This window comes from Blochmannia endosymbiont of Camponotus nipponensis, from assembly GCF_009827135.1.
In the GTDB taxonomy this organism is placed as follows: Bacteria; Pseudomonadota; Gammaproteobacteria; order Enterobacterales; family Enterobacteriaceae; genus Blochmanniella.
Genome location: NZ_CP046534.1, coordinates 333330 through 349247, shown reverse-complemented (window position 1 = coordinate 349247; position 15918 = coordinate 333330). Strand labels below are relative to the sequence as shown.

At 28.6% G+C, this 15918-nt stretch carries 13 protein-coding genes, 1 tRNA gene and 1 other RNA gene; 8 read left to right on the top strand and 7 right to left on the bottom strand.

What is annotated here, in order from left to right:
• The first annotated feature begins 523 nt into the window (after nucleotides 1–523).
• Nucleotides 524–952, top strand: a complete 429-nt coding sequence (gene rplM / locus GN161_RS01485) for a 50S ribosomal protein L13 (RefSeq protein ID WP_159714908.1) — start codon at nucleotides 524–526, stop codon at nucleotides 950–952.
• A gap of 12 nt (nucleotides 953–964) precedes the next feature.
• On the top strand, nucleotides 965–1390 hold the full coding sequence (gene rpsI / locus GN161_RS01480; protein ID WP_159714906.1) for a 30S ribosomal protein S9: 426 nt from the start codon (nucleotides 965–967) through the stop codon (nucleotides 1388–1390).
• A gap of 1234 nt (nucleotides 1391–2624) precedes the next feature.
• Here rpsI and dolP read toward each other — a convergent pair.
• A complete protein-coding gene (dolP, locus tag GN161_RS01475; protein WP_159714904.1) occupies nucleotides 2625–3215 on the bottom strand; it encodes a division/outer membrane stress-associated lipid-binding lipoprotein in 591 nt (196 codons plus the stop codon).
• 514 nt (nucleotides 3216–3729) lie between these two features.
• On the opposite strand from dolP, the gene rsmI reads away from it, so the two are divergent.
• From rsmI to GN161_RS01460, 3 genes are all read left to right on the top strand, one after another.
• Nucleotides 3730–4632, top strand: a complete 903-nt coding sequence (rsmI, locus tag GN161_RS01470; RefSeq protein ID WP_159715532.1) for a 16S rRNA (cytidine(1402)-2'-O)-methyltransferase — start codon at nucleotides 3730–3732, stop codon at nucleotides 4630–4632.
• A 21-nt stretch (nucleotides 4633–4653) separates the two neighbouring features.
• An RNA gene (rnpB, locus tag GN161_RS01465) (RNase P RNA component class A) lies at nucleotides 4654–5068 on the top strand.
• Nucleotides 5069–5664: 596 nt separating this feature from the next.
• Nucleotides 5665–6222 (top strand): DedA family protein, encoded by a 558-nt coding sequence (locus tag GN161_RS01460; RefSeq protein ID WP_159714902.1) that lies wholly within the window; start codon nucleotides 5665–5667, stop codon nucleotides 6220–6222.
• 146 nt (nucleotides 6223–6368) lie between these two features.
• On the opposite strand, the gene GN161_RS01455 is transcribed toward GN161_RS01460, so the two are convergent.
• From GN161_RS01455 to rpsU, 4 genes are all read right to left on the bottom strand, one after another.
• Nucleotides 6369–6443: transfer RNA gene (locus tag GN161_RS01455), tRNA-Ile, on the bottom strand.
• A gap of 292 nt (nucleotides 6444–6735) precedes the next feature.
• Complete coding sequence (rpoD, locus tag GN161_RS01450) at nucleotides 6736–8574, bottom strand: RNA polymerase sigma factor RpoD (protein WP_159714901.1); 1839 nt, start codon at nucleotides 8572–8574, stop codon at nucleotides 6736–6738.
• 174 nt (nucleotides 8575–8748) lie between these two features.
• The gene (gene dnaG / locus GN161_RS01445; RefSeq protein WP_159715531.1) at nucleotides 8749–10494 is read right to left on the bottom strand and encodes a DNA primase; all 1746 of its coding nucleotides are present in this window, start codon (nucleotides 10492–10494) and stop codon (nucleotides 8749–8751) included.
• A 161-nt stretch (nucleotides 10495–10655) separates the two neighbouring features.
• Nucleotides 10656–10871 carry a 30S ribosomal protein S21 gene (gene rpsU / locus GN161_RS01440; RefSeq protein ID WP_159714900.1) on the bottom strand — a complete coding sequence of 72 codons (216 nt, stop codon included), beginning with the start codon at nucleotides 10869–10871 and terminating at the stop codon, nucleotides 10656–10658.
• 149 nt (nucleotides 10872–11020) lie between these two features.
• Between rpsU and tsaD the strand changes: the two genes are divergently transcribed.
• A complete protein-coding gene (gene tsaD / locus GN161_RS01435; RefSeq protein WP_159715530.1) occupies nucleotides 11021–12037 on the top strand; it encodes a tRNA (adenosine(37)-N6)-threonylcarbamoyltransferase complex transferase subunit TsaD in 1017 nt (338 codons plus the stop codon).
• A 36-nt stretch (nucleotides 12038–12073) separates the two neighbouring features.
• Here the strand turns inward: tsaD and plsY are convergent, their stop codons facing one another.
• A complete protein-coding gene (plsY, locus tag GN161_RS01430; RefSeq protein ID WP_159714899.1) occupies nucleotides 12074–12661 on the bottom strand; it encodes a glycerol-3-phosphate 1-O-acyltransferase PlsY in 588 nt (195 codons plus the stop codon).
• A gap of 117 nt (nucleotides 12662–12778) precedes the next feature.
• Here plsY and GN161_RS01425 point away from each other — a divergent pair, with 117 nt between their 5' ends.
• The gene (locus tag GN161_RS01425; protein ID WP_236840119.1) at nucleotides 12779–13165 is read left to right on the top strand and encodes a dihydroneopterin aldolase; all 387 of its coding nucleotides are present in this window, start codon (nucleotides 12779–12781) and stop codon (nucleotides 13163–13165) included.
• 167 nt (nucleotides 13166–13332) lie between these two features.
• Nucleotides 13333–14166, top strand: a complete 834-nt coding sequence (locus GN161_RS01420) for an undecaprenyl-diphosphate phosphatase (RefSeq protein ID WP_159714898.1) — start codon at nucleotides 13333–13335, stop codon at nucleotides 14164–14166.
• Nucleotides 14167–14446: 280 nt separating this feature from the next.
• On the opposite strand, the gene GN161_RS01415 is transcribed toward GN161_RS01420, so the two are convergent.
• On the bottom strand, nucleotides 14447–15673 hold the full coding sequence (locus GN161_RS01415; protein ID WP_159714897.1) for a tRNA CCA-pyrophosphorylase: 1227 nt from the start codon (nucleotides 15671–15673) through the stop codon (nucleotides 14447–14449).
• Nucleotides 15674–15918: the final 245 nt, after the last annotated feature.

The window sequence follows — 15918 nt, the reverse complement described above, 5'->3', positions numbered from 1 at the left end:
TTATCCGTATATAAAGAATAATGTAACTATTTATTTGGTTAATGTATATGTTGTTCGAAACGATTTTATTCTACTTGATTTTCTTTATCAATAAGTATTCATGTATAATGCTATGAAGCAAATGGATAAATAATTAAATCTAGTGGTATTTTCAAATAAGTACCCCAGTGTTTTTAAAAAATTAAACGATAGTAACAATCATATTTCAAAATATAAATTATTATTTTATTTATTGTAAAGATATAAGAATGATGTATTCAGTGTTAAATGTAATTTTAATAATATTTTTTAATTATTTTATCAATTAATTTATGTTATGATATACGGATTGAGGTATTTCATGAATTAAATATTAATGCCTACTGATTGTAGGGTATAAACAATTAGAGAAATTTTATTTTTTTTATAAAAGTAAACTGTGGTAACATGTATGGAATGTACGGCGTTGTGTGGTATATTCAATCGTTTCTTTTTGGTTAGTAATAAGTTTGAATATTTATATTGAATTGAGTGTATTATTTCCATGAGAACTTTTATGGTAAAAACAAATGTAATTAGGCGAACATGGCATATTATTGATGCTAAAAATAAAATACTTGGTCGTCTATCTACTGTAATTGCTAGATATTTAATTGGTAAGCATAAAGTGGAATACACTCCTCATGTTGACATGGGAGATTATGTTATTGTTTTGAATGCAACAGAAGTATCTGTGAGCGGTCATAAACGTGACTGCAAAATTTATTATCATCATACTGGATATATTGGAGGCATTAAGCAATCTAATTTTAAAAGGATGATAAGTAGACATCCTGAGAAGGTAATTGAAATTGCAGTAAGAGGCATGTTGCCTAAAGGTCCTTTAGGTCGCATGATGTATGGTAGACTTAGAGTGTATTCAGGTAGTGTTCATGCACATGCTGCACAAGTACCTCAGTATATAGATTGTTAATGAGTAAATAGGATGGAAAATAATAAAACCATAACTTTTAATAATCAATATTATTATGGTACTGGACGAAGAAAGAGTGCTTCTGCTCGAGTGTTTCTTAAATTAGGAACGATGAATAATGGAAAAGTTATTATAAATAAACGTACATTAGATCAATATTTTCCTAAAAATAATGTTCAATCAATTATTATGAGACCTTTGAAAATTACTAATTTATCCAATAAATTAGATGTATATATTACCGTAAAAGGTGGCGGTGTATCTGGGCAAGCTGGAGCGATATGTCATGGGGTGACTCGGGCATTATTGCAGTATGATGAGAAATTGCGTGGTGTATTACGTTCAGTTGGATTAGTGACTAGGGACTCTAGAGAGGTGGAAAGAAAAAAAGTGGGTTTACGTAAAGCACGTAGACGCCCTCAGTTTTCTAAGCGTTGATATCTATTAAATATAGTCTTGCGTTTGCATTAGTGAATGAGTAGTAGGATTTATTTATTTTTTATATTACTATGTTAGTAATTTTTGAAGTGAAATATAAAATTTTTATTAAGAATAAAAAACGTAATAAGTGTTGGACTTAATTATATTGGCATAGTTTGATGAGTAAGATGATGGCAATATTAGGTTGATGATGGTATGGTTGATATAATTTTGATGTATTGAATCAGCATTTATTGTAATTTGGTAGATAAATATTTTAGAGAAGATCAGGATAGGTTGTCTGTTTATATTAGTTATTTAACAAATTTTAGTGTGAATTTAGAGAAAATACAGTGTTTTTGTGTGTTTAATCAAATGATTTTTAAATTCAGGTGGCTATTTTTAGTTGTTGATTGTAACAGTAATTAGTTATATAATAAGCATTATAGTTTTTTATTTCTTATATATTTGATCAATCAAATATATAAAGTTAGTGGTAAATTCTTTTATTGGAAGAGGATAAAAATAATTATGGTAGAGTAATCGTATATAATAATATACGAATTAATTTTTGTTATCTTGGAATGTAAGATATTTTTAATAGTTATTGTTTTAAATAAAAGTTGGTACATGATGGTGATTGGTTTTTATATTAATAATGTAAATAGTAAATTGTGGCAATTTGATTATGTTTATAACTATATTATCATGAAGCAAATATTCTCTTGTTCTTAACGAGATTAGAGTTAATTTAATTTGAGTGAGTATCGATATATGTATTGATTAGGAACAAATTTGTGACAATTTCAAGCTAAATTTAGTAATATGATTTAAATGTGTATGTGGGGTTAGATGTTTTTATAAAGTCATATAAATGTGTGATTGTAGTTCAGTTCCGTATACATTGATATTAGGAAATGTAATTGGGTTATTGAATGGGGGATTGAATCATCAGATACAACATGAAAAATTTTATTTTATATAAATAATCTATATATTTATTATTGTTTTATGTTAATTATTGTATATGTTTATAGATTGTAAATTATGGATGGATAGTGGAAAAAGGTTGTATTATTTAGTTGTGATTTTTGTATATTTATAAATATGTTATTTTTTAAGTGTTTATGGGTGATATTTAAAGTAACATTAATTTATAAATATATATTATAATGTATTAGATGTATTTTTTATCAGTAACTTTCTATATTTAGAATTTTTTTTGATGTAGTTTTTAATTATGTCTCGTATTTTATGTATAAGAAAACACAGTAAATACATTTTTTACTCCGTTTACTGAATTCGCAATTTTTTTGGTATATTTATTTTCTTCATGGGTAACAATTCCTAAAAGAAATACTTCTTTGTTTTCTGTAATTATTTTAATATTAGCAGTATTTATACCTTTTTTAATAAATAGATTTAAGCGTATTTGACTGCTAATCCAGATATCTATTAGAATAGATCGTGTGCATATTGGTGTATTTTGACGAATTGCATTATAAATATTTTTTGTTCCGTTAATTTGCATGACTATTTGTATGGCTTCTTCAGCAATAGAAATAGAAGAAGTTTGTCCAGTTAATAATACATTGCCTTGATATACAGTACTTTTTATTCTTGATGATTTTTTGATATGTTGATTTTTATGAAGAGCATGAGCAATATGAGCTTTCAAAATACTATCATCCAATTGAGTACCAATAGTACGAGGATCATTCCATGTTGTGGTTATTAACGCAGCAGAACCAATAGTTAGGATGCTTGAACAGCAAGCATGTAACGTTAATACAAAAAATGAAATTAATAATGTTTGAATAATTATATGATATTTAATATTCATTTATATGAATGTATGTGTTCAGAAGCCATAAAGATACAACATTAGTATTAATTTTTTATTATGGTTTTAATAAATAAGTTATTTTAAATAATTTATTTGAATATTATAACTTAGTAACAGTAACTATGTTTTAATTATATTTTATGCATATAAATATATATAGTATAACGTAATTATCAGGATATGCTTGAAAAGAATAGTATATCTACGAGATTGTTTTGAATGTTTAATTATATTTACTATTTTTTGAAGTGTAATATTATTGGGAGATTGTTTTAAAATAGATTATGTGATAAATAATAGTGTTTTAATAATTTAATGTCGTTTAATTTTAAAAATATATTTTTCGAGATACTTGTGAATTTAATTGTGATGATGTTATGAGTTATCATTAATGTTGATATTAAAATAATAGGTTGTGGGTTGAAATCTTTTTTAGATAAAAAATATAAAAATTTTTGATGATTTTTATTAAAATGGTGTTTGTTGATTTGAATGATAGTATGTAAAAATGATGTTATCTTCAGTAATTGATTGCGTATCTGTACCTGCATTGTATATAGTTCCGACTCCTATAGGAAATCTGCAGGATATTACGTATCGCGCGTTATCAGTCTTACGTCAAGTAGATTGTGTTGCTGCAGAGGATACACGTCGTACTCATATATTGCTAAATTTTTTTTCTATTCGTGTATCTTTGTGTGTATTAAATCAGCATAATGAATTTAAAAAAATACCAATATTAATATCAAAATTACAAGCAGGATTAAGTGTTGCTTTAGTATCTGATGCGGGTACTCCATTGATTAATGATCCAGGATATTTGTTGGTGAAATCTTGTCAGAAAGCAAGAATTAGAATTATTCCGTTACCTGGTCCATGTGCAGCAATCACTGCATTATGTGGATCTGGATTACCAACACATCGTTTTTGTTTTGAAGGATTTTTACCACATAAACGTAATTTACGAATAGGTCGTTTACAAGTTTTATTAGAAGAATCGCGTACATTAATTTTTTATGATGTAAAACATCGAATAATAGAGACTTTACAAGATATAGCTAGTGTTTTTGGGTTAGAACGTTATGTTGTATTAGCACGAGAATTAACTAAAGTATGGGAGTCTATTGATGGAGCACCTATTGGTCAATTGTTATCTTGGGTGCAAGAGGATAATTCTCGGATTCAAGGAGAGATAGTTTTGGTGGTCGCAGGACATTCTCTTAAAAGGAAGAAATTATCACCAAAAGTATTTAGTGTGATGAAGTTATTAGCATCCGAGTTATCTGTAAAAAGAGCTGCTACTTTGGTTGGATATATATATGGTGTTCGAAAGAATGTACTTTATAAAAAGTATTTGAGAGAAAAATCAAATAAGATTAAAGATCAGAGCCATTTGATTGATGACATGGTATGAAAAACAGTTATAATATGCTCGGGAGTTGGCTAGACAATCGCTGCTTCTTTATATTTATAGTGATTATCATATAATTGGTATAATATAAATGGAGGAGAGGAAAGTCCGGGCTCCATAGGACAGAGTGCCAGGTAATACCTGGGAGATATGAATCTACGACAAGTGCAACAGAAAGAAAACCGCCCATACATACTGGCATAATAAATTTACTCTTATGCCAGTATGTATGGGTAAGGGTGAAAAGGTGTGGTAAGAGCACACCATCCGAATTGGTAACAGTTCGTGTTATGTAAACTCCACTCGGAGCAAGGCTAAATAGAAGTTCAATAGTATGGTCCGTACTGAACTTGGGTAAGCTGCTAAAACTAATATGCGAATGTTAGTTTAGATGAATGATTGTCCAAGACAGAACCCGGCTTAACGGCTGACTCCTTATTGACAATAAATAGTTATTATGTAGTAGTGAGTTACTGTTTTTATACGAAAAATATTAATGTTGTATCAAAATAATATTTTTAGGTAATTAGTGTTGAAAACATGATATTAATCATAGTAGTAAAGACTGTATTTTTATAAAATTATGAGTTGCTTGAAAGATAGATATTTTGTGATGAATAATTGTTATTTATTTAGACAGATAGATATATATATCTATTTAAGTTGATATTTATACGTATTATTAGTAGTTTTAGTATATAGGCAGTAGTTTTTATATTTTTTAAAATAATAGTTAATATTGTTAGTAGTGTGCTGTTTTATGAAAACATATGTAATAGTATATATATTATATATATAAAATTAGAAATTTGATATCCCTATAAAATATTTATAAAATATTATAATCGTAGTAATTAATCCAAATATTATCAATTATAAAAATTGTAGCTGGATTACTTTGTACAAAGTTCTTTTTAAGATTACGCATTTCATATAAGTTTTTATTGATAAGTGATTTCATTATGTTAAATGTATTCGATAAATATAATTATTTAATTTGATATGTATTTTATACACTATGGAATTAATTAAATAATGAATATGTTAAAAGAACTATTCAACGTAGTATGGCAAAATAATTTTACATTAGGAAATAATATAAAATTTTTGTTAGCTATTTATTTTTTAATATTTCTCATTCTTTTTTTGGAGAATGCTGTTCTTATAGCTGTTTTTTTGCCTGGAGATAGTTTGTTGGTCATATTGGGAATTTTAATTGCAAAAGGTACTTTGAATTTTGTTATCACTATAGGGATATTAACAATAGCTGCAGGTTTGGGTAGTTGGATGAGTTATTTACAAGGTAAATTTCTAAAAAATAGTAAAATTTTAAAACGTTGGTTATCTTTTTTACCAAATAAATCATATCAAAAGGCAATTTATATAATCAACAGACATGGATTACCTACGGCTTTTTTTATTGGTCGGTTTATAGTGTTTGTAAGAACAGTATTACCTATTATTGCAGGAGTATCTGGATTAAATTCCGTTCGCTTTCAATTATTTAATTGGATCAGTTCATTTGTATGGGTGTTTGTGCTTGTTTTTTTAGGTTTCCTTTTGGAAAGGTTAGAAGTGCCGTTTGTATTATAGTATATAACAATAAGAATTCACAATAATAATAATGAAATAATCGGAAAGATATCAATTTTTTATTTATTTTAGTAAAAATGATGTTTTAAATTAATTGGGTTTATATGTGATTTATAGATATCTAACATAACGTATATATCTGTATATGGCCCCTGCTGGATTTGAACCAGCGACCAAGCGATTATGAGTCGCCTGCTCTAACCAATCTGAGCTAAGGGGCCTGATTGTATTTGTAAATAGTTTACTATATTATTTCATGTTATATACAAAATTTGTATATTTTATTAAATAAAATAATATGTATTGTACCTAATATTCATTAGGTTTATTATTGATTTATTATATATTTGTATTCATTAATGCGTCAGATAATTTAGTGTATAATACATACATATAGTGTGCAAAAATTATTGTTTTTGATGTTATGTATTGCACTCATATATTATAATATTATATATAGTCTCTTATACCACAATAATACGGTTATATTGTGATTTTTTGAGTTACGTTCATTTAGTCATCTAAAAAGCTTCGTAATATTTCAGATCGGCTGGGATGACGTAGTTTTCTTAAAGCTTTTGCTTCTATTTGACGAATGCGTTCGCGAGTTACATCAAATTGTTTACCTACTTCTTCTAGAGTATGATCAGTATTCATATCAATACCAAATCTCATACGTAGTACTTTGGCTTCTCTTGGAGTTAATCCGGAGAGTACATCATGAGTGGCAGTACGTAAATTATCTGAAGTTGCTGAATCTAGAGGTAAATCAAGATTAGTATCTTCTATAAAATCTCCAAGATGAGAATCTTCATCATCTCCTATAGGGGTTTCCATGGAAATAGGTTCTTTAGCAATTTTTAACACTTTTCTAATTTTGTCTTCTGGTATGAGCATACGTTCTGCTAGTTCCTCTGGTGTTGGTTCGTGTCCTATTTCTTGTAACATTTGTCGAGAAATGCGGTTGAGTTTATTAATAGTTTCTATCATGTGAACCGGAATGCGGATGGTACGTGCTTGGTCTGCTATCGATCTAGTAATTGCTTGACGAATCCACCAAGTAGCATAAGTGGAAAATTTATAACCACGACGATATTCAAATTTGTCTACAGCTTTCATCAAACCAATATTACCCTCTTGTATTAAATCTAAAAATTGTAGTCCTCTATTTGTGTATTTTTTAGCAATAGATATAACTAAACGAAGATTAGCTTCAACCATTTCTTTTTTAGCTCTTCGAGCTTTAGCTTCTCCAATAGACATGCGACGATTGATATCTTTTACTTGTTCTATTGTGAGTCCTGTTTCTTTTTCAATTTGATGTAGTTTTGATAAACTATTCTGCACGTCTTCATTAACTTTATGTAATTTTTCCGCCCATGATGTACGCATAGATAAAGCTGTATCAAACCAAATTTTATTGGTTTCATTACCTGCAAATAATTCTATGAAGTTTTTTTTAGGCATTTTACTATTTTCAACACATAATTTCATAATTAATCGTTCTTGTGTACGCACGCGTTCTATCATAGAGCGCATATTATTAACTAAGTAATCAAATTGTTTTGGAACTAATCTAAATTGTTTAAATACTTCAGAAAGCTTTAAAATTTCTTGTGATGCTTGAATATGATTGCGTCCATTATATTTGATTGTATTCCGTGTTACTTCATATTGGTTGCGTAGTTCTATGAATTTTTTACGAGCTATTTCTGGATCAATATGATTGTCATCATTATTTTCTTCTTCATCGTCATCAGGTATTGGTTCAGTAATGACTTCAGAAGTTATATGGGTTATGTTTGTATGTATTGATATATTTTCGTCCACATCAGGATCAACAAAACCTGTAATTAAGTCTGAAAGTCTTGTTTCACCAGTTTCTACTCGTTGATATTGTTCTAAAAGATAAGTAATTGCTTCTGGATATTCAGCAACTGAACATTGCACTTGATTTATTCCATCTTCAATTCTTTTAGCGATATCTATCTCACCTTCTCGTGTTAATAATTCCACAGTACCCATTTCTCGCATATACATTCGTACTGGATCTGTTGTTTTACCTAATTCTGATACATTAACACTAGTTAATGCTTGTACAGTTGCTTCCGTCACTTCTTCTTCATCATTAGTAGAATGTGTGTGTTCGATTAATAAGAAATCGTCGGAATTGGGAGCTTCTTCCATGACTTGAATACCCATATCATTCATCATTTGAATTATATTTTCTATTTGACTAGGATCTACAATATCTTCTGGTAAATGATCATTAACTTCAGAAAATGTTAAATATCCTTGTTCCTTCCCGAGTGTAACGAGTAACTTAAGTCGTGATTGTGGGTTATGTTCCATAAAAAGACTTCCACATTTTGAAGTAATATTTGTATTTAAAAGTATAATAGTGGTGTAATACCCCATCTATCGATGATATGTAAATAAAATTATTAAAAAATAATTTATTCAGGAGGTATTTTCATGATTGTTTTCATTAGTAATATTGAATCCAAAGAGTTTATAATTTTTATGTTAGTATTTCGATAATTTTTGGTTTAACAACCACAATTCTTGACGTTCTTGTTTTGTTAGACCAAATATACGATCGCGAGCAATAAGTTTTTCTTGACGTTGCTCAAGAGTTAAATTATATAATTTAGTTAACGCATCAATAAAAGTAGTTTCTATCATATCATTGGTAATTAAGTGGTTCCAATATGCTAGTGTTTCAAGTTTTGAAAAAAATTTATTCTCACGATAATGTTCTAATAATTGCGCAGCAGTCAATGTTGGATATTTTTTACATGTTTGTACTAAATCAATAAAAATTACGATATTGTCTTGTTTGCATTGTTCTAATCCTTGTATATTTGGTATTAATTTTGAAAGTTTTGGATATTGTATCAATAATCCTATTAATACGTGTGTTATGCTGTAATTTATATAATTTTTTTGTATTTTGTTAGTAGTAGATGCAATAGTTTTTTTTTTAAGTAACTGGTTTAATTTGTTGTCATCTAGAATTCCTATTTTGTTACCTAATTGTTGTAATAAACATAATTTTAGTGTTGGTCCTGGAATTTTGTGAATCATAGGTAAAATTAAGCTGCTTAATTTAACTCGACCCGCTAATGTTTGTAAATTTATTTTTTTTGATAATGTTTCAAATAAAAAATTTGATAAATCTTGTTTTTTTGTTAATTTTTTTAAAAATCTATCTTTCCCTATTTTACGTATTAATGTATCTGGGTCTTCCCCAGAAGGTAAGAACACGAAATATATATGACGATTGTCAGTAAGATATGGTAGAGCAGTGTTTAATGTACGCCAAGCAGCTTGTTTCCCAGCATAATCGCCATCAAAACAACAGACAATTTGATCAGTGATATTATACATTAATCGAATATGATTATCAGTAATAGAAGTGCCTAAAGAAGCTACTGAATAGTTGATTCCAAATTGTGTTAATGAAATAACATCTATGTAACCTTCTACTAAAAGTATACAAGAGAGATTTTTGCACTGGGTACGAGCTTCGTATAAGCCGTATAAGTGCTGACTTTTTTTAAAAATTTCGGTATCTGGTGAATTTAAATATTTAGGTGTCTTGTTGTATTCAATAACACGACCTCCGAATGCTATAATTCTGCCTATTGTATCTCGTATAGGAAACATCAGTCGGTTACGAAATCGATCATGTTTATATTTTGTGTTACTACTAATTAACATACCTGATTGATCAAGTAGTGTTTGATCGTATGGTGTAAGATTAAATTTTTGTATTATATTATTCCATTTTGATGGAGCAAATCCAATATTGAAGTCAGAAATAGATTTTTCATTTAATCCACGGTTCTGTAAATATTTATAAACATATAAATATTTTTTTTGTTTTAAGATATCTTTATAGTATGTGCATAGTTTATTCATTAATTGGTATAAATTATTTTTATTGTAATTGTTATCTTTATAAATATTTGAATCTCTCTTTATTGAGAAATCATGCATCATTGATAGTTCTTTGATGGTTTCAATGAATGTAAGTCGATCATAATTCATCAAAAAATCTATTACGTTGCCGTGTGATCCACAACTGAAACAATAGTAGAATTGTTTTTCGGTATTAACAGTAAATGATGGGTTTTTTTCGGCATGAAATGGGCAACAAGCCAAAAAATTTTTTCCTTGTTTTTTTAAAGAGATGCGTTGACTAATTAAATCTACAATATTAGTACGCGATATCAATTCATTAATTATTGTGTTTGGAATACGGGTAATTAGATTTCCTTAGTTTGTGTTATTGAGAGCAAATAACACTCAAAACTATTATTATTTGTGATTAAATTTTGTGCACCTAAATATATACGATGAGTTTTATCGATTACTAGAAATAGGTTGTATTATGCATTTTTTTGAATATAAAAGTATGCAAATATTGTTTAATATAATCGGATTCGTCTCAAATTTTCTCGGGCTAGTTTTTTTGTATGACGTTTAATTGCTGATGCTTTGGCTCTTTTACGTTCTGTGGTTGGTTTTTCATAAAATTCTCTGCGACGTACTTCAGATAAAATTCCTGATTTTTCACAAGATCTTTTAAAACGTCGGAGCGCTACGTCAAATGATTCGTTATCACGTACTTTTATTATTGGCATGTATCTTTATCTCTATTATGATTGTTCTTCTTAATGTAGTAAAATAATTTATATTTTTACTATTTTATAGTATAACATTAAACATTATGGCATGAAATATAACACTAATGTGAAGTATTTTGCAATTATTGATCGAATATGGAGTATATATGCGTGTTTTAGGTATTGAAACTTCATGTGATGAAACTGGTGTGGCAATTTATGATCAATATCAAGGGTTATTGGTTAATAAAGTATATAGTCAAAATATGTTGCACGCTGATTATGGAGGAGTTGTGCCTGAATTGGCTGCTCGTGATCATACACGAAAAATAATTCCTTTGATTATATCTACATTAAAGCAAGTGCATTTAGAGTCTAAGGATATTGATGGGATAGCATATACGGCTGGACCTGGTTTGATAGGATCTTTATTGGTTGGAGCAACTATTGCGAGAACGCTGGCTTATGCTTGGAAAATACCTGCTATTGATATTCATCATATGGAAGCGCATTTGTTAGCACCAATGTTAGAAAAGAAGGCTCCTGAATTTCCGTTTGTAGCGTTACTAGTATCTGGTGGACATACTCAACTTGTTTCAGCAAGTCATATAGGGGAATATAAAATTTTGGGAGAATCTTTGGATGATGCTGTGGGGGAAGTATTTGATAAGATTGCTGTACTATTGGGATTAAAATATCCTGGAGGTGCTGTGTTGTCAAAAATGGCTCGGAAAGGTATTTCAGATCGTTATGTATTTCCTCGACCCATGACTGATCGTCCAGGTTTAAATTTTAGTTTTTCTGGATTAAAAACATGTGTTGTCAATACTATTATGTTCAGTGCTCATGATGTTCAGACTTACGCTGATATTGCACGTGCATTTGAAGATGCAATTATTGAAACATTAGGGATAAAATGTCGTCGTGCATTAGAACAAACTGGATTAAAATGTTTAGTAATATCGGGGGGTGTTAGCGCTAATCATGCGTTGAGAGCGTATCTTTTAAAAATGATGTATGCCTTAAAAGGAAGTTTGTTTTATCCTAGACAAGAATTTTGTACAGATAATGGAGCAATGGTGGCTTATACTGGATTAATGCGACTAAAAGCTGGATTATTTAGCGATTTATCCATCTTAGTAAGGCCACGTTGGTCCTTAGAAGTTCTTGCTCGAATAAAATAATCATCATCGTAATTATTTTTTTAGATATATTTTGTGTTAATTACGCCAAATATGTTTTTCTTGATGATGCCATAATCTTTGAATATTGGAAGAATGTCTTATTATAACTAAAGAGGATATTATGATTGTTAGAATAAAATATTGAGATTGAAAATACCAAGCGTAACAGGGTATAATGAGTGCAGTAACAATAGCTCCTACTGAGGAATATCCAGTAGATAACACAGTTATGATCCAGGTACTTATCATGACAATGGCAAGGTCAAAATTTATTGTTGTAAGCGCTCCAAATGCAGTAGCTACACCTTTTCCTCCATGAAAGCGAAAAAATATAGGATACATGTGTCCTAAGCAGGTAAAAATCGCTGTAGCTCCTAAAAAAACAGGTGGAATTTTTGAATAATATCCTAACCATATAGGGATCACACCTTTTAGTATGTCAAATACTATTACACTGATTGCAATTTTACGACCTGCTATACGAAAAATATTAGTAGCCCCAGGATTTTTGGAGCCAAAATCTCTTGGGTCTGGAAAATGTAATATTTTGCATATCAGAATGGCGCTAGATATTGATCCTAAAAAATAAGCAAATATTATGATGAAAATAGAATAAAGAGTCATGATTATTTTGTTTAGAATGAATAAAAATTATATGTGTATATATATTACACATGGCGTGTATATTTAACAGTAATATTATTTAAATAGATAATTTATTTATATAATTTAATGTAGTATATGATAATGGATATCTTATTTATTGAGCAACTGACAGTAATGACGTATATAGGCATACATGATTGGGAAAAAAAATGTTTGCAGAGGTTAATTTTTGATTTGCAATTGTCATATAATATTAAATATTTTTTAGATAAAAAAAGTATATCGTCTTATATTGATTATACTCATGTGAGTCAAACTGTACTTAGTTTAGTAAGTGGAAAACATTTTTGTTTAATAGAAGATGTGGCTAATTTAATAGCAAGTGTATTAATAGAAAAATATTTTATTTTTGGGGTTCGTGTAAAAGTGAGTAAACCTGGAGCAATTCATGATGCTTTTAACGTTGGTATATGTATTGAACGAAAAAATAAAACATTTTTTGAATTTTTAAAAGATAGTTAATTAATAAATAAAGATATGATGTACTTAGTAAATAAGAAAAATTTTTAACATTAATTAGTACAATTGTGTTCTATATTTTATGGATGATATGGTAATTTATATAGTAATTAATGTGTATTTGTTTAAATGTTTTAAAAAATAATAATGTTATTTATTTTGGATCATTAATGTTAGATATTGATGCACATAAATTAATTATTTCGTTTATTTTGGCAGTAGTAGAAGGTTTGACAGAATTTCTTCCTATTTCTTCAACAGGACACATGATATTGGTTCAAAGTATTTTAAATTGTACGGATGATTCAGTTAAGATTTTTACTGTGATTATTCAATTAGGTGCTATTTTGTCTATAACAAAAATTTTTTGGAATAGATTATATAGTATGGGTGTAATTTGTATAAGAAAAATATTTATTAAACAACATTATGCCAACAATCATTTATGCATTCGTCATATATTATTAGGAACGTTCCCGGGGATAATATTAGGTGTAGTTTTTTATGAAAATATTAGATTATTTTTTGAGTTAACATATATTATGTATGGACTAATTATTGGAGGGATATTTTTATTAGTTGGAGAATTATATTTACCTAAAGAACCACGTGTATCAAATATTGATAATATAACTTGTTTGCAAGCTTTTTTAATTGGATGTTTTCAATGTTTAGCGTTTTGGCCAGGATTTTCTCGTTCTGGAGCTACTATTGGAGGTGGATTGTTAGTGGGTTTGAATCGAAATATTTCATTAGAATTTTCATTTTTTTTAGCGATACCTATTATATTTGGTGCTACAGTATTGACTTTATATCGTTATGAATCTGTTATTGATACAATAGGTGCTTTTTTTTTGATTGGGGGTAGTATTATAGCTTTTACTATAGCATTATTCACTGTAAGATTATTTTTAAAAATAGTTCAAGGTTTTTCTTTAATTCCTTTTGCTATATATCGTTTTTTTTTAGCTGGAGTTATTTATTGGGGATTAATTGTTGATTAAAGTTAACTGTTTAATGAAATCTTATTATTATATATACAATATATATGTGTGTGCGTTGATTTTTTGATTAAATATGACATGAAATAATTAATATTACATGTATATAGCTAGCATAAATGTCAGCCGTGTAGTAATGTCTGTTGTTAGATAGATTTAATAATAATTAACGGTAAGCATGTGGTTTATTGTGCATAATTTTACGATTGAGTGTATTCAATTGAATTTATTTAATTATTTACAGTGTTTTTTAAAGTTTTGTGTGTAAATATTATTTATTGTTTTATGTATGTTTATTTTTCCATATGTTTAAGGCATCTAATCGTCTGGTATATAATTCTTTGCTTATATTTACTCCAGTAAATCCGTCTTTAATAATGTCTGCAATGGAAATTTTTTTTGTAACAGCGAAGGCTGTACTCAGAAAACCTTCTGTATTAGATGAATTTATTTTATAACTCATATGTCTTAATGTATCGGATTTACTGACTAAGACAATTTGTTCTATTCTTTTAGGGCGTCTCCAACAATCAAAAACACGGAATAAGGTCATTAACATTTCAGGGGTTAATGTTTCAATGTCATATAAATAGTCATGATACTCTGAAATAATTTTTGCGAAATTACGAATTTCATATGGTATTTTAAATCTATTGCATAGATCATCAATTAAAGCAGTACCTAATTTTCTGTAATCGTGATGTTTGGTGTATTTGTTTTTTTTGTTGGAATTTATTCCTTTCTTTAAGTTACGACATAAAACAGAAAAGCGTACATTAAGATCATTTGTTAAGCGAGCAGACTTGGAAAGTGTCAACATAGTATGGCAACCGGTATTAATTTTTGTACGGTATTGTATTGGATCAGGTATATTGAATAATGCATCTAATTCGGGAAATAAAATTTTTAAGGCTCCGCAGTGATGTAAAACTATGAAGTATACCTGTGGATTATCTGTAATTAAAGCTTTTTTTGTTTCTGTCCATATACGCTCTGGGGATAGTGATATTAATTCGTGAATCATTTGTTGCATTAATATTAGTGTTTCTGAAGCTATAGTAAAATTCATATGTGTAAATTGAGCAGCAAAGCGCGCGACTCTTAATACTCGCAAAGGATCTTCATTAAATGCTTGAGAAACGTGTCTTAATAGTCGTAATTGTATATCTCGTTGCCCGTGATATGGATCTATAAGATTTCCATGTGAGTCATAAGCCATAGCATTAATAGTTAAATCTCTTCGATACAGATCTTCTTCAATAGTAATCGAAGGAGTTGTATTACAAGTAAATCCAGTGTATCCTTGACCAGATTTATGTTCAGTACGCGCTAATGCGTATTCTTCATGACTTTCTGGATGCAGGAAAACAGGAAAATCTTTTCCGACTTGTTCATAACCTATATTTAACATTTCTTGCGGACTAGATCCTATTACTACCCAATCTTTTTCTTGCACTGGTAGTTTTAATAATGTGTCTCGTACAGCGCCACCTACTAAATATTTTTCCATTTTTTAATTCTCAAATACATGATTGTAATATTAAAAACGATGCTGATTGATTAAAAATAAAACTATTTTATATGGATTGTGATGATCCGAAATAAAATGTAGTGGTTTTTTATTTTTCTTAATCATATTAAATAAAAATTGTTAGATAATTGTTTCGATAGTTGTGAAAAAAATCAATTCATCAGAATATATAGGGTTATGTATGGTATAAACAATCTGTGTATGACAACATAAATACAGATTTT

Coding starts and splice junctions, on each gene's coding strand:
- GN161_RS01420 (WP_159714898.1), top strand. CDS start 13,333: ATGTTAGATATTGATGCACATAAATTAATTATTTCGTTTATTTTGGCA.
- plsY (WP_159714899.1), bottom strand. CDS start 12,661: ATGACTCTTTATTCTATTTTCATCATAATATTTGCTTATTTTTTAGGA.
- rsmI (WP_159715532.1), top strand. CDS start 3,730: ATGTTATCTTCAGTAATTGATTGCGTATCTGTACCTGCATTGTATATA.
- GN161_RS01415 (WP_159714897.1), bottom strand. CDS start 15,673: ATGGAAAAATATTTAGTAGGTGGCGCTGTACGAGACACATTATTAAAA.
- dolP (WP_159714904.1), bottom strand. CDS start 3,215: ATGAATATTAAATATCATATAATTATTCAAACATTATTAATTTCATTT.
- rpsI (WP_159714906.1), top strand. CDS start 965: ATGGAAAATAATAAAACCATAACTTTTAATAATCAATATTATTATGGT.
- tsaD (WP_159715530.1), top strand. CDS start 11,021: ATGCGTGTTTTAGGTATTGAAACTTCATGTGATGAAACTGGTGTGGCA.
- GN161_RS01425 (WP_236840119.1), top strand. CDS start 12,779: ATGATAATGGATATCTTATTTATTGAGCAACTGACAGTAATGACGTAT.
- rpoD (WP_159714901.1), bottom strand. CDS start 8,574: ATGGAACATAACCCACAATCACGACTTAAGTTACTCGTTACACTCGGG.
- rpsU (WP_159714900.1), bottom strand. CDS start 10,871: ATGCCAATAATAAAAGTACGTGATAACGAATCATTTGACGTAGCGCTC.
- rplM (WP_159714908.1), top strand. CDS start 524: ATGAGAACTTTTATGGTAAAAACAAATGTAATTAGGCGAACATGGCAT.
- GN161_RS01460 (WP_159714902.1), top strand. CDS start 5,665: ATGAATATGTTAAAAGAACTATTCAACGTAGTATGGCAAAATAATTTT.